General features: G+C 55.8%; 23 protein-coding genes. 17 read left to right on the top strand and 6 right to left on the bottom strand.

Features of this window, described 5'->3' with window-relative positions; all coding sequences use genetic code 11:
* The first annotated feature begins 177 nt into the window (after nucleotides 1-177).
* Complete coding sequence (locus Q1Q75_RS11065; protein ID WP_300670354.1) at nucleotides 178-1,011, top strand: thiamine pyrophosphate-dependent enzyme; 834 nt, start codon at nucleotides 178-180, stop codon at nucleotides 1,009-1,011.
* A 108-nt stretch (nucleotides 1,012-1,119) separates the two neighbouring features.
* Here the strand turns inward: Q1Q75_RS11065 and Q1Q75_RS11070 are convergent, their stop codons facing one another.
* Nucleotides 1,120-1,413: a GYD domain-containing protein gene (locus Q1Q75_RS11070; protein WP_300670356.1), complete on the bottom strand. Its 294-nt coding sequence runs from the start codon at nucleotides 1,411-1,413 to the stop codon at nucleotides 1,120-1,122.
* A gap of 307 nt (nucleotides 1,414-1,720) precedes the next feature.
* Here Q1Q75_RS11070 and dapF point away from each other — a divergent pair, with 307 nt between their 5' ends.
* Complete coding sequence (gene dapF / locus Q1Q75_RS11075; protein WP_300670359.1) at nucleotides 1,721-2,569, top strand: diaminopimelate epimerase; 849 nt, start codon at nucleotides 1,721-1,723, stop codon at nucleotides 2,567-2,569.
* Between the two features lie 201 nt (nucleotides 2,570-2,770).
* On the opposite strand, the gene Q1Q75_RS11080 is transcribed toward dapF, so the two are convergent.
* On the bottom strand, nucleotides 2,771-3,535 hold the full coding sequence (locus Q1Q75_RS11080) for a TSUP family transporter (RefSeq protein ID WP_300670361.1): 765 nt from the start codon (nucleotides 3,533-3,535) through the stop codon (nucleotides 2,771-2,773).
* Between the two features lie 232 nt (nucleotides 3,536-3,767).
* On the bottom strand, nucleotides 3,768-4,241 hold the full coding sequence (tsaA, locus tag Q1Q75_RS11085; protein ID WP_300670363.1) for a tRNA (N6-threonylcarbamoyladenosine(37)-N6)-methyltransferase TrmO: 474 nt from the start codon (nucleotides 4,239-4,241) through the stop codon (nucleotides 3,768-3,770).
* A 100-nt stretch (nucleotides 4,242-4,341) separates the two neighbouring features.
* Between tsaA and Q1Q75_RS11090 the strand changes: the two genes are divergently transcribed.
* A complete protein-coding gene (locus Q1Q75_RS11090; protein ID WP_300670365.1) occupies nucleotides 4,342-4,878 on the top strand; it encodes a YkgJ family cysteine cluster protein in 537 nt (178 codons plus the stop codon).
* Nucleotides 4,879-4,924: 46 nt separating this feature from the next.
* Here Q1Q75_RS11090 and Q1Q75_RS11095 read toward each other — a convergent pair whose 3' ends face one another.
* Both Q1Q75_RS11095 and Q1Q75_RS11100 read right to left on the bottom strand, forming a co-directional pair.
* Nucleotides 4,925-5,200 carry a DUF4405 domain-containing protein gene (locus tag Q1Q75_RS11095; RefSeq protein WP_300670367.1) on the bottom strand — a complete coding sequence of 92 codons (276 nt, stop codon included), beginning with the start codon at nucleotides 5,198-5,200 and terminating at the stop codon, nucleotides 4,925-4,927.
* Between the two features lie 169 nt (nucleotides 5,201-5,369).
* Entirely contained in the window at nucleotides 5,370-7,967 is a 2,598-nt protein-coding gene (locus tag Q1Q75_RS11100; RefSeq protein WP_300670369.1) for a response regulator, read from the bottom strand.
* 516 nt (nucleotides 7,968-8,483) lie between these two features.
* Here Q1Q75_RS11100 and Q1Q75_RS11105 point away from each other — a divergent pair.
* The 5 genes from Q1Q75_RS11105 (at nucleotide 8,484) to Q1Q75_RS11125 (ending at nucleotide 12,152) form a co-directional block, all read left to right on the top strand.
* The gene (locus Q1Q75_RS11105) at nucleotides 8,484-9,254 is read left to right on the top strand and encodes a DUF4198 domain-containing protein (protein WP_300670371.1); all 771 of its coding nucleotides are present in this window, start codon (nucleotides 8,484-8,486) and stop codon (nucleotides 9,252-9,254) included.
* Between the two features lie 178 nt (nucleotides 9,255-9,432).
* Entirely contained in the window at nucleotides 9,433-10,065 is a 633-nt protein-coding gene (gene cbiM / locus Q1Q75_RS11110) for a cobalt transporter CbiM (protein ID WP_300670373.1), read from the top strand.
* Nucleotides 10,062-10,628, top strand: a complete 567-nt coding sequence (locus Q1Q75_RS11115) for a hypothetical protein (RefSeq protein WP_300670375.1) — start codon at nucleotides 10,062-10,064, stop codon at nucleotides 10,626-10,628. Before cbiM ends, Q1Q75_RS11115 begins: the two co-directional genes overlap by 4 nt.
* On the top strand, nucleotides 10,625-11,407 hold the full coding sequence (gene cbiQ, locus Q1Q75_RS11120) for a cobalt ECF transporter T component CbiQ (protein ID WP_300670377.1): 783 nt from the start codon (nucleotides 10,625-10,627) through the stop codon (nucleotides 11,405-11,407). Before Q1Q75_RS11115 ends, cbiQ begins: the two co-directional genes overlap by 4 nt.
* Before the next feature lie 22 nt (nucleotides 11,408-11,429).
* Nucleotides 11,430-12,152: an ABC transporter ATP-binding protein gene (locus Q1Q75_RS11125; RefSeq protein ID WP_300670379.1), complete on the top strand. Its 723-nt coding sequence runs from the start codon at nucleotides 11,430-11,432 to the stop codon at nucleotides 12,150-12,152.
* On the opposite strand, the gene Q1Q75_RS11130 is transcribed toward Q1Q75_RS11125, so the two are convergent.
* Nucleotides 12,079-12,798 (bottom strand): TIGR04282 family arsenosugar biosynthesis glycosyltransferase, encoded by a 720-nt coding sequence (locus tag Q1Q75_RS11130; RefSeq protein ID WP_300670381.1) that lies wholly within the window; start codon nucleotides 12,796-12,798, stop codon nucleotides 12,079-12,081. The two genes, Q1Q75_RS11125 and Q1Q75_RS11130, sit on opposite strands and share 74 nt — an antisense overlap.
* A gap of 154 nt (nucleotides 12,799-12,952) precedes the next feature.
* On the opposite strand from Q1Q75_RS11130, the gene Q1Q75_RS11135 reads away from it, so the two are divergent.
* From Q1Q75_RS11135 to nqrF, 9 genes are all read left to right on the top strand, one after another.
* Nucleotides 12,953-13,129, top strand: coding sequence for a hypothetical protein (locus tag Q1Q75_RS11135; RefSeq protein ID WP_300670383.1), 177 nt, complete (start codon nucleotides 12,953-12,955; stop codon nucleotides 13,127-13,129).
* A gap of 86 nt (nucleotides 13,130-13,215) precedes the next feature.
* Complete coding sequence (locus Q1Q75_RS11140) at nucleotides 13,216-14,196, top strand: DHH family phosphoesterase (RefSeq protein WP_300670385.1); 981 nt, start codon at nucleotides 13,216-13,218, stop codon at nucleotides 14,194-14,196.
* A complete protein-coding gene (locus Q1Q75_RS11145) occupies nucleotides 14,196-15,275 on the top strand; it encodes an FAD:protein FMN transferase (RefSeq protein ID WP_300670386.1) in 1,080 nt (359 codons plus the stop codon). Before Q1Q75_RS11140 ends, Q1Q75_RS11145 begins: the two co-directional genes overlap by 1 nt.
* Nucleotides 15,276-15,899: 624 nt before the next feature.
* Complete coding sequence (locus tag Q1Q75_RS11150) at nucleotides 15,900-17,237, top strand: 4Fe-4S dicluster domain-containing protein (RefSeq protein ID WP_300670388.1); 1,338 nt, start codon at nucleotides 15,900-15,902, stop codon at nucleotides 17,235-17,237.
* A gap of 1 nt (nucleotide 17,238) precedes the next feature.
* Nucleotides 17,239-18,402, top strand: coding sequence for an NADH:ubiquinone reductase (Na(+)-transporting) subunit B (locus Q1Q75_RS11155; protein ID WP_300670389.1), 1,164 nt, complete (start codon nucleotides 17,239-17,241; stop codon nucleotides 18,400-18,402).
* Nucleotides 18,395-19,111, top strand: a complete 717-nt coding sequence (locus Q1Q75_RS11160) for an FMN-binding protein (RefSeq protein WP_300670390.1) — start codon at nucleotides 18,395-18,397, stop codon at nucleotides 19,109-19,111. Before Q1Q75_RS11155 ends, Q1Q75_RS11160 begins: the two co-directional genes overlap by 8 nt.
* A gap of 2 nt (nucleotides 19,112-19,113) precedes the next feature.
* Complete coding sequence (locus Q1Q75_RS11165) at nucleotides 19,114-19,731, top strand: NADH:ubiquinone reductase (Na(+)-transporting) subunit D (RefSeq protein WP_300670391.1); 618 nt, start codon at nucleotides 19,114-19,116, stop codon at nucleotides 19,729-19,731.
* Between the two features lie 3 nt (nucleotides 19,732-19,734).
* Complete coding sequence (gene nqrE, locus Q1Q75_RS11170) at nucleotides 19,735-20,343, top strand: NADH:ubiquinone reductase (Na(+)-transporting) subunit E (RefSeq protein ID WP_300670392.1); 609 nt, start codon at nucleotides 19,735-19,737, stop codon at nucleotides 20,341-20,343.
* A 5-nt stretch (nucleotides 20,344-20,348) separates the two neighbouring features.
* Nucleotides 20,349-21,575 carry an NADH:ubiquinone reductase (Na(+)-transporting) subunit F gene (nqrF, locus tag Q1Q75_RS11175; protein ID WP_300670393.1) on the top strand — a complete coding sequence of 409 codons (1,227 nt, stop codon included), beginning with the start codon at nucleotides 20,349-20,351 and terminating at the stop codon, nucleotides 21,573-21,575.
* The last annotated feature ends 25 nt before the right edge of the window (nucleotides 21,576-21,600 follow it).

The following is a 21,600-nucleotide window of genomic DNA, read 5'->3' on the forward strand; positions in this document are numbered from 1 at the left end:
AGGGGGCACCGCCTTACACATCACGCGAATGCGGACGCGGGGTGCCGCAAGTACCGATAGCCGGGGAGCATTCGCAAACCCGCTTTCAAGGTGGCGCCACCTTGCCGCCGGAGGCACGTTTTTACCCCGTACTTTAACCAGAGAAGGCATTTTTTTGAGACAGGACGGAGAGTTTCCATGACCTATATCAGTGACGCCCTGGTGAAAGTCCGGGGAGAGGGATTCCTTGATTACCGGACCCGTGAGCTACCCACCTGGTGCCCCGGTTGCGGGTACTTCGGCATTGCCCACGCCCTGTTGCAGGTGGTGGGGGACCTGGGCCTTAAAAATGAAGAGATGTGCGTGGTCAGCGGTATCGGCTGTGCGGGGCGGTTTCCGATCTTTATGAAAGTCTATGGGTTTCATACCCTTCACGGGCGGTCGGTTCCCATTGCCAGCGGCGTTAAGCTGGCCTCGCCGGAGCTGACGGTTTTTGCCGTGGGAGGCGACGGAGATATTCTGGGCATCGGAGGCGGACACCTGCCCCATATTGCCCGGAAAAACATTGACGTGACCCTGTTTCTTTTTGACAACTCCATCTACGGACTCACCAAGGGCCAGTCGTCACCCACGACCCCACTGGAACAAGCCACCGGCTCCCATCCCCGGGGCAACCCGGACACCCCTTTAAATCCAGTGGCCCTGGCCCTCTCCTATGGGGCCTCTTTTGTGGCCAGAGGCTTTGCCGGGGATGTGGAGGGCATGAAATCCATCATGCACCAGGCCATCACCCATAAGGGCTTCAGCTTTTTGCATCTGGTCTCCCCGTGCGTCACCTTTGACAAGGAAAATTACACCTGGAAACGGCTCTCGGAGTCGGTGATGCCCCTGCCCCACACCCATGTTCCGGGAGATCACGACGCGGCCCTGCGCCTTGCCCGGGACGAACGTCTGATGACCGGTCTTTTTTATCAGGACACTGTCCGTCCCTCTTATATTGATCATCTGGAAGCTCAGCGCCAGAGCGTCTAACCCCGATATTTCACGAGTCAGGCAGGAGCTGAGAGTCCCCTCAAACAACCGCGGCCCATGATGTTTAAACCCATCATGGGCCGCGATTGTTTTTTATCGGGTGGCGTCTCAGGTATTGGTGAGGATGTCGTCGATGAACTCTTCGATGGGCATGGCCGGCAGGGTCGTGGTTTTGACGGTGCCGAGGGCGTCTAATTCGGTGGTAATACGGAAGATGGCTTTCTCGTCGGCGGCCTGGATAATGGTCAGAAAATCCCAGGGGCCTAACAGGGCATACTGGTCCACGAGGACCCCGCCTCGGTTTTCGATGGCCTGGTTCGAGAGTTTCATGCCGGCGGGGTCGTTTTGAATGGTTTTTTTCCCCTGGTCGGTCAGTTCCGTCAGAATGATAAAGGTTTTCATCGGAGCACCTCCGGTTTGAGGTTGGCAACTGGCTGTCCGACAGGGTGTGGCGTAGCCCACGGGCCTGGCGGAGGGTGATGGGAATCGGTTGGGTTTTGTGGCTTGTGGTGGGATTTTATACCTTGTTGAGTATACCGTTTAATGAGGATTACTGTCAAACGAGACGTGAGGGTATCAATCACATTGGGCAGGTGGCGTGGGGGAGAAAAAAGGAGCTCTCCCATTGTGAGATGGGGGGGAATCCTGTATTAAAATAAAATTTAACACTCTTTTGCAGACGCATCATTTTTTTTGATTCGGAGGAACGATGGTTATTGATTTTGCAAAAATGGAAGGCCTGGGAAACGATTTTATCCTGCTTGACGACATGGATGGGGCCCTTGGCACCTTAGGCTATGCTGCCCTTGCAAAAAAGCTCTGTGACCGAAGGTTTGGTGTGGGGGCGGACGGCATGATTCTGGCCCTGCCCTCGGACTCGTGTGACATCGGTTTTCGTATTTTCAACTCGGACGGTTCGGAGGCAGAGATGTGCGGAAACGGGATGCGCTGTTTTGCTGCCTTTGTGACGGCTCGGGGGCTTCTGTCTGGAACCCGGTTTCGGGTAGAGACCAAGGCGGGGGTGATTGTGCCGGAGATTATAGAAGAGACGCGAAACGGCGTGACCCAGGTGTGCGTGGATATGGGGGAACCTGTGCTGAAGCCTCGCGACATTCCTTTTGATGTCGAAGGGGATCGAGCCCTTTCTGTTCCTCTGATTGCCGATGAACGGGAATTTGCCATTACCGCTGTCTCCATGGGCAACCCCCATGCCGTGATTGTGGTGGATCACCTGACGGGAGAGGAGCCGACAATTTTCGGGTCCGCCATTGAGACCCACCCTCTGTTTCCGGTGAAAACGAACGTGGAGTTTGTGGAGGTGGTGTCGCCTTCTGAGGTGAAGATGCGTGTCTGGGAGCGCGGGGCCGGTGAGACCCTGGCCTGTGGTACCGGGGCCTGTGCCACGGCCGTGGCCACTCATCTTCTGGGGTTGACGGGCCGTCAGGTGACCGTGGGACTGAAAGGGGGGGATTTGGCCATCGCCTGGAATGAGGGGGACAATCACATCCTGAAGACCGGTCCGGCCACCCTGGCCTTTGAAGGGCGTGTGAGGGTGTGACATTCGTGAGACGGTTTCTGGGCCTTGATCATGAAATCGCCGGAACGTTTAAAACCGAATCGAATCAATCCTTATAGCAGGATGTTTTGCACCGAATCCCATACCCCGTTGAGGCCACCGCCTCACGGGGTTTTTTGTTTGGGCTTTCGGGTCAATCTTGCGGCCGGAGGCTTTTTTTGGCGCTGAATAGTTACAGGCTTTTTAAAAATAGCTTTGATAGACGAGGCGCGCGGTGGTGAGGAAGACCACGGTGATGAAGATGGGCTTGATGAGTCGGGCCCCATTTTTGATGGCCAGGGAGGAGCCGGTGCGGGCGCCGATGATTTGTCCGACGGCCATGATGAGTCCGGCGGTCCAGATCACATTGCCTAAGGCGATGAAGACGGAAAGGGCCACGATATTGCTGGTGAAGTTCATGACGCGGGTGTATCCGGCGGCCCGGGTCATGGAGAACCCCAGGAAAAGCACCATGCCGGTGGTCCAGAAGGAGCCAGTGCCGGGGCCGAAGAAGCCGTCGTAAAATCCCAGAAGCAGGCCGAAGAGGGTGTAAAAGATGGGGACAGGCAGTTTGGGTTTACGCTGGGTGTCTCCGAAGTCCGGGGAGGCCAGGGTGTAGAGAAGAACCGCCATGAGCAGGATGGGGATCAGGCCTTTGAGAAAACCGGCCTCCATGTGCTGGATGGTCCAGGCTCCGGTGGCGGCCCCGGCAAAGGTGGCGGCGATGCCGACGACGGCTTCTTTGAGATGGACCTCGCCTTTCTGGATGTAGTTCAGGGCTGCTGAGAAGGTGCCGAAGGAGCCCTGCAGTTTGTTGGTACCCAGGGCCATTTGAGGTGGCATCCCCACGGCAAGCAGCATGGGCAGGGCCACAAGTCCGCCTCCTCCCGCGATGGAGTCCACAAATCCGGCGACGGTTCCGGTGGCGAAGAGACAAAGGGCGATGATGGGGGTAAGAGCAAAATCCATGGGCCTCCAAACGGTGCCAGAGAGAGTACGGTGCAAGAGAGAGTGTTGAAACGTGACTATTTAGTTTCTCTGTGTCCGCGGGGTCAATCTCTTTTTAGCAGGCCTCGAAAAAAAGACCCCGGAGCCTGGCTCACCCCTGTCTCAAAGGAGGTCGCCTCCCGCCCCCCGACTCAAGCCGTCGGCAAAGGGGCGTCATCTTGAACGCGGGATTGTGACTGCCTTATTTAAGGGGTCAGACAAACCGATTATCCGATCTTTTTTCTGAGACGGTTTTTTTATCGGCTGTCATCCACCCCGAGGTGCTTTCTTCGATGTGGTCGAAATTCTCGATATACGGTTTGATGTCGAGCAGAGGGGTGCCATCGAGCATATCGGCGCCGGTGAAGTGGAGGGTGTCCTTTGTTACCTTTGTGATGCGGACGATGGACATCCCAATGTGGGTAGGCCGCAAGGGAGATCGGGTGGAGAAGACGCCACGGGTTTCGGTGTCCATAAAGGGCACCACGGTAAGCTCGGTACGGGTGGTTTTATGAAAATGATAGATGAGGTAGATGTGGCTGAACCCATCCAGGTCGTTTAATCCTTCGATGTATTCCGGATGAAGGAGGGCTTGGCCCTTAATCTCAAGGGCGCCTTTGGGCTGGATGGGCATGGCCTCGAGTTGGGTGTGTGGGGTGTGCAGGGTCCCGATGGGGTGGATTTCCATGGTCTCTTGTCTCCTCTGCTTGTATCGATAGATGAAATGCATTACAAAAGATCTTCTTTGAACGGACTTTTCGTGAACACCGCAAGAACGGGGGGAATCCATGGACGCATTGTTTGAAAATTATGAGACGCTTCTTGCGCGAGTGAGTGCACGGTGTGAGGAGATCGAATCGGTCCTCTCCGGGCACATGGCCTGTCGAAAGGGGTGCGGTGGCTGTTGCCTCAATATTTCTCTTTTTCCGGTGGAGGCGTTGCGACTTCGCCTGGCCTTTGACACCCTGGAAGAGGACAGGACAGCTTTTGCACTGGCCCAGGCTGCCACCTCCAGTGATGAGGGGCCCTGCCCCTTGTTGGATGAAACAGGGGCCTGTCTCCTTTATGCCCATCGGCCTTTGATTTGTAGAACCCATGGGTTGCCCATTTTGTTTGACGATGGCCAGGGGAATCGCAGAGTCGATTTTTGTCCTGAGAATTTTCAGGCTCTGGAGTCCCTTTCCGGTGAGGTGATGCTAGATCTTGATCCCATGAACCAGATGCTGGCCGCCGTCAATGCGATGTTCTGTAAGGCTCTTTTTGGTGATACGCCCCCGTTTGAGAGGCTCTCCATTGCCGAGACCCTGTCCCTGGAACTTGAGTAGCGGCGGCAGGGGCATTCTCACCCCAGCCGGATGATGTCTCCCTTGCTTACCCTTTGATCCAGCGGGTCCAGCCGAATTTTGTCATATTTTTGCGGACGTAGCTGCTGTGAAGAACCAGGTGAAGTATCACGGCGAGGATGAAGACAAGGCCCACCCACTCATGGCATTCGGTCAAGAAATGTCGGATATCTATCAGAACGCTCCCCTTTGCTTCGTATCCGTGGGGTAGAACCCAGGCATTGATCAGGCCGGTCACCGCGAGGAAGCTTCCCAGGACAAAAAGAACCACGTTGACGCCCCACATTTTTTTTGGTCGTTCCATCTGTGTTTACTCCTTCATGTCAAATGTATCTATTCTTCTTTGAGTACTAGATATACGCTTGACACCTGAAAAAATCAAACCCCGCAAAGGCTGTTTCTTTGCAGGGTTTAAAAGGGGGGCTGATTTTCAGGATTCAGGGTTTACCTCATCGGTGCCCCGACGCACGGGTTTATCCTTCGGGGTTCCTCTCCCCGGCCGGTGGTTCGAGGGATTCCTGCTCGTTCAATATCTCTTGAAGCACGTGTTGGAGTTCAGCCATCCGGTAGGGCTTCTGGAGGTAGGCGCAGCGCGTGCCCGTGGCTGATTTGGGTTCAGTCGGGGCTGAATGATAGCCGCTGGCGATGATGGCCTTGACCGATGGATTGAGCTGCTGAATACGCTCCAGAGCTTCACTGCCACTGAGGCCCGGCATGGTCATATCCAGGATGACACAGCAGATATCTTTCTGGTGTGCCTCATATTGAGAGACGGCCTTGGCTCCGTCGTCTGCTGTAATCACAGAAAATCCCAGTTTTTCGAGCATGCGCTGAGAAATTTTCCGGATCGGCTCTTCGTCATCTGCAATCAGGATCAGTCCGCCATGAGGCTTGATTGGCTCTTTTGTGGGCGGCTTTTCCGGCGTCTCTTGTTCGTGTGAGGTGGTTTGAGACGCCGGAAAAAGGACGCGGATACGGGTGCCTTCACCCGGCGTGCTGTCGATGGTCATGGTGCCTCGTTGCTGGCGTACGATTCCAAGAACAGCGGCCATTCCGAGGCCTGTGCCTGTTTTTTTGGTGGTATAAAAAGGGTCAAAGAGTTTGGCCTGGGTGGTTTGATCCATGCCACACCCGGTGTCCTCAATGTCGATGAAGGTGTATGTGGCTTCGGGCAGGGGCGGGTCCACCCCCAGGCGAACAGGCATGGAGCAGGCGGCCAGGTCGTTTTGAGTATAAAAGACGTTCCCCGCCTGAATCGTGATTCGACCGCTGGCGTCGCCGATGGCCTGGGAGGCATTGGTCAGCAGGTTGAGAATGACCTGCTGGAGCTGGCTCTTGTTTCCTTCGACGACGGGGATGGGGTGGCCCGGATGAAAGTCGATCTGTACTTTTTTAGAGACCGACACCTTGATGAGGTGCATCATGTCTGTCACGAGGTCATTCACGTTGACGGCGCTGGTCTCCAACTCTCCTTTCCCTGAGTAAACAAGGAGCTGTTTCGCCAGCTCCGTGGCGCGTTTTCCTGCGGTGATGATGTTAAGGATGCTTTTTTTAGCCGCAGGATGTGATTCCGCCTCTTCCAGAGCGATGTCGGCGTGTCCGAGAACCGCCATGAGAATGTTATTAAAGTCATGGGCAATGCCTCCCGCAATAATACCCAGGCTCTCCAGTTTCTGAGCATGCTGCATCTTCAGCTCGAATTTGATTCGTTCTTCTTCGGTGTTTTTTTCCCGGGTGATATCGTTGCAGGCCCGAAGGACTTTAATCCCTGCCCCTTTGGTTCTCAGGGTGGTGGTGCGTTCCCGGAAGTGACGCCATCCATGGGCCAGGTGTCTGACGCGATAGTCCATGGGGAGGGGCGTGGCCCCGTGGGTGTTGTCCCGGTAGGTTTTGGCAATGCGTTGCCGGTCATCGGGATGAATGAGGGAGAGCCAGGAGCCCATGGTGGTGGGGCGGTTTTCCGGAATGGAGCCAATGACGGCGTCGATGTTTCCAAGCCAGACCAGGTCGTCAGTTGCGGGGTTCCATTCGCTGATGAGGTCGCTGGCGGTGAGGGCGGCCAGTTTGTATTTTTCTTCACTTTTGGCCAGGGCTTCCATGGCCCGGACGGCTCGCAGGGTTTCGGAGCTGTAGGAGGCCAGGAGCCCGCCCACCTCGCGGTCCTGATTCACGAAAGGGGGCGTTTTTTTCCCGTGCAGGGAAACGAGTCCAAAGGATTTGCCTTCCTGATTCTGGAGGGGAAAGATCGCAAAGGATCCATTGTGATAGCCGTTGTATCCGCTGGGTCGCAACGTTTTATCGCCGTGGATGTCTCCACTGAGTAATGGCATTTTTTGATGCAGGGCGTATCCGAAGGGGGATCCCTTCTCCACGGGGTAGGAGATGAGGCTGGGGGCGTGCCCACCGTCCAGGCAGTGGACGAGCCGCAGTCCTTCCTGGCCGGCAATATACAGGCTCCCTCCTGAGGCGTTCAGGTGGTGGCAAAACTCCTCAAGCAGACGGGACCCGAAGCTTTCAATGGTCACGCATGAGGAGAGTCGTTTGGAGGAGTCCACCACCCCCGTCAGGCGCCGATTCAGTTCGGTGAGGTAGCGGTTGGTCGCTTTGAGTTTTTCAGAACTCTGGGACATGCGTTCTTCTATAAGCTTTTTATAGGCCTGGTTTTGTTTTTTCAGTTTGGACTCCCGGATGGCTTTGGAGACTGCATGCGAGAGGCGGGCCATGTCTTCCATGGGTTTGGGTAGAAAATTGCGGGCTCCCTTTTGGAGGGTCGCCACCACCTCAGAGATCGTTGCCGTGGTGGCTTCGGTGATAATGATGATGGGAATTTCCGGCCATCTTTTTTGAAGATGGGTGAAGAAGGGGTACCCGTTCATCGCGGGGATCCGAAGTTCGGAAAGGATGAGATCCGGGGGGCGCACAGCGATGAGCTGGGTGGCGGTGCGGCCCTCTTGTGCGGAGATTACCTCATACCCACTTTTTTCCAGGTGCGAGGTATAGCGGCTGAGAACCGAGGTGTCTTCATCAATAATAAGGATGAGGCCCTGGGATGTCGGGTGGATCGCGGTCATGGTGATCTCCATTACATCGTCTGAGCAAAGGCGATGGCCTGCTATGGGCCGTCCAGGGAACACGGGTGACGAAAGAAGCAGCGGTGACATGACGTCTCATGAAATATCCGGGATAGGACTCCGAAGGAGGGGCATCCGTTTTCAGAGCATGGCTGCAGAAAAGGGGGTAGATGCCTGAAGAATTGTGATTTATTACATAAATATACCCAATGTGTCATTGGTCTGTCAATTGGGATTTCAATGGCTTACCCCTCGTCAGGATGCTTCGGGTCTGTGGGAGCCAGAGCGGAAAGGGGTTTACTTGTGTTGGAAAGATGGATGATTCTATTTTTACTTTGGGTTTGACAAGAGCATTTCCTTCACGGTATCTGTGTTAAATAATAGCAGACACGAAGTCTGCTGCGAGTCTCGTTGTTCTCAGTTGTCATGAATGGGCATTCCACGAAGGTAAAAGGCCACGAAGGCTTTCCGGTTTACTTAATGGTGGTTTTTTGCTTTTTGAAATGGAGGAAAGAGATGAAACGCTACGCAGCAGCCGTTGTTCTGACTTTAATGGTCTCCCTTCCCACGTCCGCCCTGGCCCATTTTGGCATGGTGATTCCTGACACATCCGTTGTTTCCCAGAAAACCGGAAAACAGGTCGATCTGGCCCTTTCTTTTTCACACCCCTTTGAGGGCATCGGCATGCCCCTTGAAAAGCCGGCGGAGTTTTCCGTTGTGATGGACGGGCACACCCAGGACCTGACAAAGACGCTTACCCCGATACAGGTCATGGGCCATTCTGCCTGGGCCTCCAGCTATGCCGTGAAGAGACCTGGGGTCTATCATTTCGTCATGACTCCGACTCCCTACTGGGAGCCCGCCGAAGATATTTTCATCATCCATTATACCAAAACCATCGTTCCGGCCTATGGCGGCGAGGAGGGCTGGGATGAAGAGCTGGGCCTCAAGACGGAAATTGTGCCCCTGACCCGTCCCTTCGGCCTCTATGCAGGCAACCTCTTTCAGGGGGTTGTAAAACTCGATGGTAAGGTGGTCCCCGGGGCCGAAGTGGAAGTGGAATTTTATAATCGGGACGGCAAGGCAAAAGCCGCCAACGACTACCTGGTGACCCAGGTGGTGAAGGCTGACGTCAACGGAATTTTCTCTTTCACCGTGCCCACCGATGGCTGGTGGGGTTTTTCAGCCTTGAATGAGGCGGATTACCAGCTGGAAGCGGAGGGTCAGAAGAAGGGCGTTGAGCTGGGTGCCGTTCTCTGGGTTGAGTTTACCAAGTGGCAGGGATGATGTGACCCTGAGGGTGGCTCGGATTTTAACGCTTCGGGCCATTAAGATAAAGATGATGTGTGCAATAAGGCATCATCGCAAAAGCGCCTCGCAACGTCACCCCGTGTTGTACGGCAGGTCCGAATATCGCGTGAGTGCCTGTTTGCGAGGTCCTTGAGAGCGACCAAGGAATTCAGCAATGCATATTTCGGAAGGTGTTTTGTCCGCCCCGGTTCTTATCGCGGGGGCTGTTGTTGCCGCAGGCGGTGTGGCTTATGGGTTGAAGCGCATGGACGGAGAAGGAACCGTCAGCGCGGCCCTGGTGACCTCCGCTTTTTTTGTGGCCTCTCTGATTCATCTCAATATCGGACCGGCCAGCGTTCATCTGGTGCTTAACGGGCTGGTGGGGCTGGTCCTTGGCTGGGCGGCTTTTCCGGCGATTTTTACCGGGCTGCTCCTTCAGGCCCTTCTCTTTCAATACGGGGGGTTGACCACCCTGGGGGTGAACACCGTGGTGATGGCCGCCCCGGCCGTGGCCGTCTCCCTGATGCTGTCGCCTCTGATCACGCGTAAAGGGCGCATGGGGGCAGTCGCCTCCTTTGGGTGCGGATTTCTTGCCGTGTTCTTCTCATCCCTTCTTCTGGCCGCTGCCCTGGTCTTTACGGGTGAAAATTTCAAGGTGATCGCCTGGGCCTCCGTCATTGGCAATGCCCCTGTGATGGTGGTTGAAGGATTCTTCACCGCTTTTGTGGTCTCTTTTCTCCGGCGTGTCTACCCGGAGCTGCTTCTCTGCCTTACCCCTGAGCCGCCCCAGATGGAGGAACGCATATGAAATCTCTGCGTTTTATTTTGCTCCTTGGCCTTTTCATTGCCCTGGCCTCTCCTGCCCTGGCTCATCGGATCAATATTTTTGCCCTGGACGAAGGGGGTGAGGTGTACACGGAAAGTACCTTTGCCGGAAAACGTCCGGTGAAGAAGGGGGTGATTCGCGTGTTTAACGTTGAAGGCACCCTGGTCTATACCGGTCAGACCGATGAGAAGGGCATTTGCACCTTTCCGAGGCCGGAGCCGGGCGCTTTGACCCTTGAGGTCGATGCGGGGATGGGCCATAAAAATAGTTGGGCGCTGGAATCTTCAGACCCGGCGGTTGCCTCCAATGAACCGGTTCTCATGCCCAACGATTCGGCGGTTGTTCCACCGAAGACCGCCTCCGTGGGGGGACTCTCTCCCGCAGACTGGAAGCGCATGGAACAGGTGGTGGATACGGCGGTGGCCAAGTCGTTGCACCAGGCCAGGGAAGAGACTCGGCTTCAGGATATCGTGGGGGGGATCGGTTATATTGTTGGTTTTTTTGGGCTGTTTGCCTGGATTCGAAGCCGTCGGGAGGCCGTGTGAACGAACCGTTTATCGATATTGATTCACCGATTCACCGAACCTCTCCTGCCGTGAGGGTGGCCGTCGCCTTTTTACTTTCCCTGGTGACGGCGCTGGCAAAGACACCCGTCGTCCCCCTGGCTGCCCTGGTCTTGGGCGTTTTTTCGGTGCTTGTGGCTCGGCTTCCCTTAGGGGCTGTGGCCAAGCGTCTGCTCCCCCTCTGTTTTTTTCTGATTCTCCTTTGGGTGGTCCTTCCCTTCACCGGGGGAGGCCCGGTTCTCCACACCTTTGGCCCCTTGACCGTCAAGGCGGACGGCCTGAACCTTGCCCTTCTTATCAGCCTGAAAGCCTTTTCTATTTTGCTGGTGCTGATGGCTTTGGTTTCCACCCTGCACACCTTTGCCATGGGGCACGCCCTTTACGCCCTGGGCATGCCGGAAAAGCTGACCTTCCTCATCGTGATGAGCGCCCGTTATATTTCCGTAATTGAACGTGAATACCAGAAGTTGAGGAACGCAGCCCGGATGAGGGGGTTCCAGCCCGACACCTCCCTTCATTCGTATCGAACCTTTGCCCACCTTGCTGCCATGCTTCTGGTCCGTTCCCATCTGCGCGCCGGCCGTGTTTACAACGCCATGGTGCTGCGAGGTTTTGACGGCCGGTTTCGTCTGCTGACGGACTCCCGTCCCGAAGGGCTGCGGGGCTGTCTTCCCCAAACCGCCGTGATGGCCTTTTCCGTGGTTGTTCTTGTCGCCCTTGAGGTGGCGGTGCGCATGGGTTGGGGTCTGTTTAACTGCTAAATGATCATTCAGGAGTGTGCGAATGGATGGACCATTGATGACGCTGTCGGGGTTGACCTATACGTATCCCGGTGGCCGTGACCCGGTAATTGACGGGTTGGATTTCACCATTTCCGAAGGGGCGAGCCTTGGGCTCATTGCCCCCAACGGCAGTGGAAAAACGACCTTGTTTCATCTGATGATGGGGCTTTTAAAACCCCAGGCCGGTGTGTTGACGGCCTTTGGCAGGGAGGTGACCGGGGAGAAGGGGTTTCGAGAGGTGAGGCGTCGGGTGGGGTTTTTGTTTCAGGACGCCGATGACCAGCTTTTCAGCCCGACGGTGATAGAGGATGTGGCCTTTGGCCCTCGGAATCTCGGGATGGGGCCTGAGGAGGCGCGGTCCAAGGCGAGGGCGGTGCTTTTAGAGTTGGGGCTTGCCGGTTACGAAGATCGGATTACCTTCCGGCTTTCCGGTGGGGAGAAACGGATGGTGGCCCTGGCCACGGTGCTTGCCATGGACCCGGATCTGCTTCTCCTGGACGAGCCCACCACGGGGTTGGATCATGAAACCTTTAAGCGGCTGGTGGCTGTGCTTCAAGCCTCCAAGGTGGCGCGCGTGGTGATCTCCCACGATTTTGATTTTCTGGAGAAGGTGGCGGATTCCATGTGCAGCCTGGTGCGGGGAAAAATCGTCATGGATGAGGGGCTTCATCTGCATCGGCATGCTCATGTGCATCGTCACGGGGATAATCCTCATTATCACTGAGGATGCGGGCGGCTTTCCGGAAGAGCGCGGGGCAGTCGTCCCTGCTCTCCTGGCGCCTGGCAAAGGCCAGGAAATCATCCGGGGTGTCGATGTCCTGCCAGCCAGCCAGACATCGAAGGCTGATATTGTGGGCCTTTGCCCGTTTGATTGTCTCGGCCATGACCGAGTGATGGCTCCATCGCATTCCTTCAAAAAGGGGGGTGAGAAGGGCTCCTTTCCGCGCTCCCACCAGGCAGTATCCTCCATCGGAAACCGGCACAAACACCGTGTCAAAGGTTGTCAAAGCCTGAAAGGCTTCATCAATCAGGCCCACGGGAAGGTCGGGGATATCCCCCCCTATGATGACGGCTTTGGCGTGCCCTTCTGAAAAGGCATCGGTCAGGGCATTTTCCATCCGTTTGCCCACGTCCCCCCCCCGTTGGGGGCGCATCTCATGGCTTTCTGAAAGCCACTCTTTGATCACATTCTTCTTCTTTTCAGGGCTGTAGGCAATGCGCAGCGGCGCGAAGGCGTCCAGGCGGGCCAGGGTGGTTTCCACAAAACATCGGTAGAGGGACAGGGTCATCGCCTTTCCGAAGGCGGGGACCAGGCGCGTTTTGACCCGGCCGTACTCCGGGGCTTTGATAAAGAGAATCACGAGGGGCATGGACCTCTCCCATGGGGTTTAAAACGAAGGGTTTTTTCACCACCTACTGTGGGACTGGCCTTTGGTATAACTGGATTATCTTACCGGGCAAGCGGGGTCTCTGTCCACCTTTCTTCTTGCATTTGAGGGGCTATGGGCTTCATAATGAATGTTTATGAAGCCAACCACTCATAATGATGATGAGACCCTTTGTTACTGTTTTGGGTTCACCCGCAAGGAGATTGTGGATGACCTGAAGCAGCATGGTACCTCTACCCTTCTGACGAACATTACCCATGCCAAGCGTGCCGGTGAGTGCCGGTGTATGGAGACCCACCCGGAGAGGCGCTGATGCGTCGGAGACATTCGCCGGGCGGTGAAATCGGAACTTTTGAAGGCAACCCAAAAAGCAGACCGCTGATATCTGAAAAGTGATCCATGAGTGAATTAACCAAAGAAAGAGTGACCGCCATGCTCTCTCGATTTAACCGAGATGACCAGGTGATGATTCTCATCAACGCGGACCCCGACGCCATTGCCAGTGCTGTGGCCGTTAAACGACTCCTCTGGAGGCGGGTCAACCATGTGGTGATCGCCTCGATTAACGTGATCAAGCGTCCGGACAATCTGGCCATGGTGCGGTACCTTAAGGCAGATATCAAGCCCTGTTCCCACGCGTTGATGCAAGGGGCGACTCGGTTTGTGCTGGTGGATTCTCAGCCCCATCATTCAGAGGTGTTTGAAAAAATCACCTTTGACGTGGTGATCGATCATCACCCCGATGGGGGCCGCCGGGATGGGTTTACCGATATCCGTCCCGAGTATGGGGCCACCGCCACCATGATGACCGAATACCTCCGGGGCGCCCACATCAAGCCCTCTGTCCGTCTGGCCACGGGTTTGCTCTACGGCATCAAGACCGATACCAATAATTTTCAGAGAAAGACCCAGGTGGAGGATGTCAGGGCGTTTCAATACCTTCATCGACTCTGTAACGTGCATATGCTGCAGAAGGTGGAGCAGGCGGAACTCAAACCCAGTTTTCTCAAATATTTTCAGCGGGCCCTTAAAATTCGGCAAATCAGGCGAAGCCGGATTTACGCGCATGTCGGCACGGTGCCCACCCCGGATGTTCTGGTGCTCATCGCCGATTTTTTTATGAAGGTCGATGCCGTCAGCTGGAGCATTGTCTCGGGGATTTATGGGAAAAAGCTGGTGGTGATTTTCAGAAATGACGGGGTGAGAAAAAACGCAGGGCGCCTGGCCGAGAAAAGTTTTGGTGGGTTTGGAAGCGCGGGCGGGCATAAGGATATGGCTCGGGCTGAGATGGTGGTGGCGGAGTGCGGGATTGATGCCGTCAGCCAGGATGATGTCAAGATGCAACGATGGATTATCGGGCAGATCGAGAAACGAGGATAATGGACACACAGACAAAACAGGCAAGGGGAAAAATCAGCCGAAATCGGCTGTTGGTGATTATCATGGTGCTTTTCAGCCTCTTGGCGCTGGTGGTGGCCGCCGGGGTGACCACAGGGTTTCGAGCGAAGCAGGAGGTGGTCCTTACCGGAAGGACCATGGGCACCACCTATCACATCAAGGCGGTGGTCTCCGGTAAAATGTCCTCGGACATCTTGGCCCAAGCTGTGACCCGTCGCCTTGCAGAGATCAATCGCAGCATGTCCGTTTATGATCCAGAGAGTGAGATTTCCCGTTTTAACCGTGCAGAACAGGGCGAATCGGTCTCTGTCTCCTCGGATTTGTTGACGGTCTTTTCCGTGGGTTCGCGGATCTATGCCCTGACCGATGGCTCCTGGGATGCCACCGTGGGGCCATTGGTCAATCTCTGGGGGTTTGGCCCGGCGAAGGCTGCAGAGCGTTTGCCGGAGGATGCCGAGGTGGCACAGGCCCTTGCCCGCGTGGGGTTCGGAGCCATCTCCCGGCAGGGTGAGACGAGGCTGGTGAAGAACCAGGCCGGTCTCTATCTTGACTTCGGGTCCATTGCCAAGGGGTACGGTGTGGATGCCGTGGCGAGGCTTCTCCGTGAAAAAAAGATTCACCACTTCCTGGTGGAAATCGGCGGTGAGGTCTACGGTGAAGGCCTCCGCATGGATGGCACCCCCTGGCGGGTAGGGATCAACACCCCCGAGCGGGGGGCGATGGTGGGGGATCTGTTCCAGGTTCGCCCCCTGAAAGGCCAGGCCCTGGCCACGAGCGGCGATTACCGTAATTATCGTGAGGTGGATGGGCGCATCTGGACCCATGTCATCAATCCCCGCACCGGCCGTCCCGTTGACAACGGGGTGACCAGCGCCTCGGTTCTGGCTGGGTCCGCTGTCTTTGCCGATGGTCTGGCAACGGCCCTTATGGTGATGGGACCGGAGAAAGGGCTTCCCCTGGTCAACCGGCTTGACGGGGTGGAGTGCCTGCTGGTGGTCCGAAAACCCGGGGGCGATCTTCAGGTGTTCGCCTCGGATGCCTGGGTGGTTCCCTCCGAATAGCGGCAGGCAGCGAGGCCGTGTGTTGTTTTTATTTGAAAATGAGCCGGGGAAAATGATTTTACTTCGTTCCCTGGTTCCTGACCCTTTGGTTGACACAATGTTTTTGTCTGGTGTACCATGACCGACATGGTGCCAGGTCATACCAACGAGTGGATGACTGTTTTATCTCATCATTTGGTTCCTTCTGATTCCCCTCTGGCCGCACTTAGCCCGGATATTTCATGAGAAAACAATCAGGACTAAGGAATAATCTGTAATTACAGATCTTTGTGGTAATATTTTCAGTCGTTTCAAAAATTCAAAATGTAATTCACCGTTTTCTGCTCGCTTTTCTCATCCTTCGTGCAAGCCGAGTGAAATATCCGGGTTAGAGCCCCGTCATACGATGTTTCTTAGACGATAAGCGTGCAGGAATAAATACGTATAACTTATCCTGCGACCCATCAGAGTCGTATCGTCTACCGTATTAACAGCATACGCCACATGTGCCCAACAGGTTTCTTCTGATCATTTATGCGCGCATGCTTATCCCCTTTTCCAGACGTTTATTCATGCCTTTAATCAAGGCGTCTTTCGGGACAGAACCCTCTGAAGACGCTCATGTTCCCGAAAGGTGTGTTTCAGATGATCAAAACCTTGACGGTCAAAAATGGATTTTTTCTCACCACCTCCGGGCAGGTGGCGGAGCGTGTGCGAAAGGCATCCGCCCCGTCCATGGTGGCGTTGATGCCGGGATGGATTCCCCATGTGAAGCCTCGTCTTCTGGTGAAGGAGGGCGATGCGATTAAGGGCGGAGCCCCCTTGTTTGAAGACAAACGAAACCCTGTCGTGGTCTATCCGAGTCCAGGGGGCGGGGTGGTGAAGCGCATTGTTTTCGGTCCGAGACGCCGCATCGACGAGGTGGTGATTGCCCTTGATGAGACCGAAGGCTGGGAACGATTTGAGCCCATCTCTCCCCACCGAATTGCCCATACATCCACAGATACCCTGCGTCATATGCTGCTCAAGGGAGGCGCCTGGCCTCTGATTCGGGCCTTGCCTTTTCGGGATCATCCCGAGCCCTCCAGTCGGCCCGTTCATATTATTGTTACCCTGGGGTGGGCCGGAGGCCATCTTGCCCGTCCCTCCCTTGCCTTGAAAGGAGAGGAGGCGGCCTTTCAGGCCGGCCTCGCCATCTTACGCCAGTTCTGTCCTTCAGTGTCTGTGATCGCCCCCTCTGACACCGGGGTGCTTCCAGAGTCCATTTTGCATTCCGTCACCGCACGCATCCAGGGCGGCTACCCCGCCGGTGACCCCGGTCATTATCTCTATCGCATCCGCAAAGAGGCCGCTGAGAATCACAGCTGGTATATCGATGCCCAGGATCTGGTCGCCCTTGCCCGGTTTGTCACCGAAGGGTGTTTTTATCCGAAACGGGTCTATGCGGTGGGGGGCAATGCGTCCACGGTTTGTGAGCATGTCTCTTCCCGCGTCGGCGCGCCGGTGGCCACGCTGGACCCTTCCGGGGCACGTCGGCGCCAGATCGGCGGGTCTCCCTTTGCCGGACTTTTTCTTCCCGCGACAGGCTTCATGAACTTTTTCGATAAGGGGTTGACCCTCTTACCCGTGGGTGATGAGGAGGACTTTTTCGGGTTTCTTCGGGCGGGATACACCCGGCCGAGCCTTTCCCGTACCTTCCTTTCCGTTTTCAACAAACGACCGTTGGACCTGGATTGCGGAATGCATGGGGAGGAGCGGCCCTGCATCAACTGCAGCCGATGTGCCGAGGTCTGTCCTGTCGGAATTCTCCCCCAGTACACCATGAAGTCTATGGCGGCAGGAGAGGTGGAGGAGGCTTTGTCACACGGCCTGTTGGATTGCATTGAGTGTGGCCTTTGCGCCTATGTCTGCCCGTCGAAAATTGAATTGCTTGATCTCTTGAAAACCGCCAAGACCCAGTATCGGAAGGAGCGCGACGGATAGAATGAAAAATGTGAAGCAGGCCTTGGATCGACTGGAGATTTATTTTCATAAGGGGGCGAAACTCGAACGGTTTCACCCCCTTTACGAAGCCACCCGGACCATTTTTTTTGTTCCGGGGGAGGCCACCGTGTGCATGCCGGCGCTACGGGACAGCCTTGATTTGAAACGGTTCATGTCCCTGGTGATCCTGGCCCTGATTCCCCAGACCCTTTTCGGCATGGTCAACGTGGGCACCATGGCCCTGATGGCCGAAGGGGGGGCCGTCTCTTGGGGCCATGCCCTCTATCGGGGCGTCGAGGTCTTTCTTCCCATGCTGGTGGTCTCCTACGGGGTGGGGCTTGCCTGGGAAGGGCTTTTTGCCGTGGTGAGGGGGCATAAGATCAGCGAAGGCTTTCTCGTCACCGGCCTTCTCTTCCCCCTGACCTTGCCGCCTACGGTTCCCCTCTGGCAGGTGGCGGCGGGGATCTCTTTCGGGGTGGTGGTGGGCAAGGAGGTCTTTGGCGGGACCGGACGTAATATCCTGAATCCGGCCCTCACCGCACGGGCCTTTCTCTTCTTCTCCTATCCCATCTCCATGAGTGGCGACTCGGTGTGGATCGCGACACGGGCCGTGGATGCCGTCACGGGTGCCACCCCCCTTTCTCTCACCTTAGGTGCCCGGGGGGATATGGTGCCTGAGGCCATGATCAGGCATGGGTATACATTCTGGAACGTGTTTTCCGGCGGGATCCCGGGAAGTGTCGGGGAAACCTCGGCCCTTCTCTGCATGGTCAGCGCGGTGTTTCTCTGCGTGGTGGGGGTGGCGAGTTTTCGCATCATCGTGGGAGGGGTTATCGGGGCGCTCGTCATGGGCTTTGCCGCGGCGCTTGTCTCCACCGAGCTTTCCCCCTGGCACTGGATCAATCCCTGGCATCATCTCATCATGGGGGGCTTTGCCTTTGGCATCACCTTTATGGCCACGGATCCGGTGTCGGCACCCGGTACCAACGGCGCCCGGTGGGTCTACGGTTTTTTTATCGGCGTGCTGACGGTGATTGTCCGGGTTTACAATACGGCCTATGCCGAAGGGGTGATGCTGGCGATTCTTTTTATGAACCTTTTTTCTCCCATGCTGGAGATCATCGAAATTAAACTCCGGACAGGAAAACGGGTGCCCAATGTCTGAAACGAGAAAGGCCCTTACCTTTGCAATCCTTGTCGCCTTTATCTGTTGCCTTTGTATCACGCTGGCTTCCACGGGCTTGAAAGCCAGGCAACAGAAGAACATGCGCTTGGATCGCCAGAAGAACATTCTCAAGGCGGCCGCCATTGGCTATGACGCCAAAAAGGTCTCAGAGGTTGAGATTAAGGCCCTTTTTGATCAACACATCCTCCAGGTCTGGGCGGGGATGGACGGGGTGCTTCACCCGAAGCCTTTGGGGGCGGATGTCTCCTATCTCCCCCTCTATTTGACATTGAACGGGGGGCAGATCGTCTCCTACATTCTGCCAGTGGACTCCCGGGGCCTGTGGGGGCGCATTAAAGGCTACCTGGCCATTGACGCCGATGGGATCACCATCAAAGGGTTTACCGTTTATTCCCATCAGGAGACCCCCGGATTGGGGGGCGAAATCGAGAGCGAGTGGTTTCAGAAAAATTTTACGGGTAAGAAAATCGTGGGCAAATCGGGTGAATTTGTCTCGATAAGAATAGCCAAGGGAAAGGCTCTGGGCGATCTGGACAACGTGGTGGATGGAATCAGCGGAGCCACGTTGACCGGAAAGTACCTCAGCCAGGGGTTGGCTGCCAATCTCGAGACGTATGAAAGTCTCTCCCTGCGGTTTCGCCAGAACCTCATCAAAAAACATGTGGAAAATCTGAAAGATCTGGAGTGATCATGCGCTTTTCCCGAACCCGAACATTTCGAACCTTTAAGGCCGCGCTCTGGGAAGACAACCCCATCTCCCGTCAGATTCTGGGGATCTGCTCCGCCCTTGCCGTGACGGTGCAGATGAACACAGCCCTGGTGATGGCCCTGGCCCTGACGGCGGTGCTGACCTGCTCGAATTTCATTATCTCTTTGCTGCGCCATCAGATTCCCCGCAATATTCGCATGATCGTGGAGCTGACCATCATCGCCTCTCTCGTGGTGGTGACTGACGAAATCCTGAAAGCCTATCTTTATGACATCAGCAAGCAGCTCTCGGTGTTTGTGGGGTTGATCATTACCAACTGCATCGTCATGGGCCGCGCCGAATCCTTTGCCATGGCGAACCCGCCAGGGCTTTCCATCGCTGATGGGCTTGGAAACGGCATGGGCTACGGTCTTGTCCTGGTGGGCGTCGCCTTTATCCGGGAGTTGCTCGGGGCCGGGAAGATCTTCGGGATCTCCGTCATACCGCAGGCCCTCTATGATCTTGGCTATATGGATGCCGGCCTCATGGTGCTGGCCCCGGGTGCTTTTATCGTCATCGGCCTGCTTGTCTGGATCCAGGGCGACATGGGGGAGGAGTAGGGGATGAGCGATTTATTCGGTCTGTTTTTCAATTCGGTGTTTGTGGGCAATATCCTCCTGGCCTATTTTTTGGGGATGTGTTCCTTTGTGGCGGTCTCTAAAAACCTTCGAACGGCTGTGGGGCTGGGGCTTGCCGTGGTCTTTGTGCTGACCATTACCTCCCCTGCCAACTGGTTTATCTACCATTTCCTTCTGGCGCCGGGGGCGCTTTCCTGGGCTGGACTTCCCGACGTGGATCTTAACTTTTTGAAGTACATCGCCTTTATCGCCACCATCGCCGCCATGGTGCAGGTGGTGGAGATGATCATCGATCGTTACTCCCCGGCCCTTTATGCCAACCTGGGGGTTTTTCTCCCCCTGATCGCCGTGAACTGCGCCATCCTGGGAACCTCGCTTTTTATGGTGGAGCGGAATTACACCTTTGTGGAGTCGGTGGTGTTCGGGTTCGGCTCCGGGACCGGATGGATGCTCGCCATCATCACCATGGCCGCCATTCGGGTCAGGATGCGGTACGCCAATGTGCCGGTGGGGCTGAGGGGGTTTGGGATCACCATGATCGTCAGCGGCCTCATGGCCATGAGTTTTATGATTTTTTCCGGGATGGGGACCTGAAGGAGGTGGCTTTGATTTATCTGGTCAGCCTGTGCGTCTTTGTTGGGATTATTTTGTTTCTGGTGGTGCTCCTCCTCATCGTGGAGCGGTTCGTTATGGTTCAGGGGGAGCGGACCATCATCATCAATGAGGACACCGGAAACCCCATTCGTGTGGAGGGCACCCCTACCCTGCTTTCCGCCCTGCTGGGCAACGGGGTACTGCTTCCCTCCGCCTGCGGAGGCTGTGGATCCTGCGGGATGTGCAAGTGTGTGGTGGAGAAAGGCGGCGGTGAGGTTTTACCCACGGAGCTCAGCCATGTGTCGCGCAAGGAGCGTATGGCCAACGTGCGGATTGCCTGCCAGCTCAAGGTGAAAGAGGACATGGAGATTCACGTCCCCGACGAGATCTTCAGCATCAGCAAATACAACGGCACCGTGGTCTCCAATGACAATGTCTCCACCTTCATCAAAGAGCTGATCATCGACCTGGATGATGGCAAGGTCATGGATTTCAAGGCCGGATCCTATGTTCAGATCGATATCCCGCCCTACGAGATCGGTTTTTCTGATTTCGACATCGCCGAAGTGTACCGGGAAGACTGGGACACCCATCACCTGTGGACCCTCTCACACAAAAACGAGGAGAACGCCTTCAGGGCCTATTCCATGGCCAATCCGCCGTCAGACGACCGGCGGGTGATGCTTAATGTGCGTATCGCCACCCCGCCCCCCCATGTCCCCGATGCCCCCCCTGGGGTGGGATCCACCTATCTCTTCAATCTTCATTCCGGTGATAAGGTGGTTTTGTCCGGTCCCTACGGGGAGTTTTTTGTTCGTGAGACCGATCGCGAGCTTTGCTTTATCGGCGGCGGTGCGGGCATGGCCCCCATGCGCAGCCACATCTTTCATCAGCTGCACACCCTTGGCAGCCATCGAAAGATCAGTTTCTGGTACGGAGCCCGTTCCAAACGCGAGATGTTTTACGATGAAGAATACAAAAAACTCACGGACGATTATACGAACTTTTCCTACCACGTGGCCCTGTCTGTCCCCCTTCCCGAGGATGAATGGAAAGGCCATCGGGGGTTTATCCATAACGCCGTTTATGAGTACTTCCTCAAAGACCACCCCGATCCTGCTGAGATTGAATATTACCTTTGCGGTCCTCCTCTGATGATCGACGCCGTCCTCGCCATGCTTGACAGCCTGGGTGTCGAAGAGGAGATGATCCTCTTCGATAAATTCTCCTGAAAAGATAAACAGAAAAAATCAAGGC

The sequence above is a fragment of the Desulfoluna sp. genome (assembly GCF_030145185.1).
Taxonomy (GTDB): Bacteria; Desulfobacterota; Desulfobacteria; order Desulfobacterales; family Desulfolunaceae; genus Desulfoluna.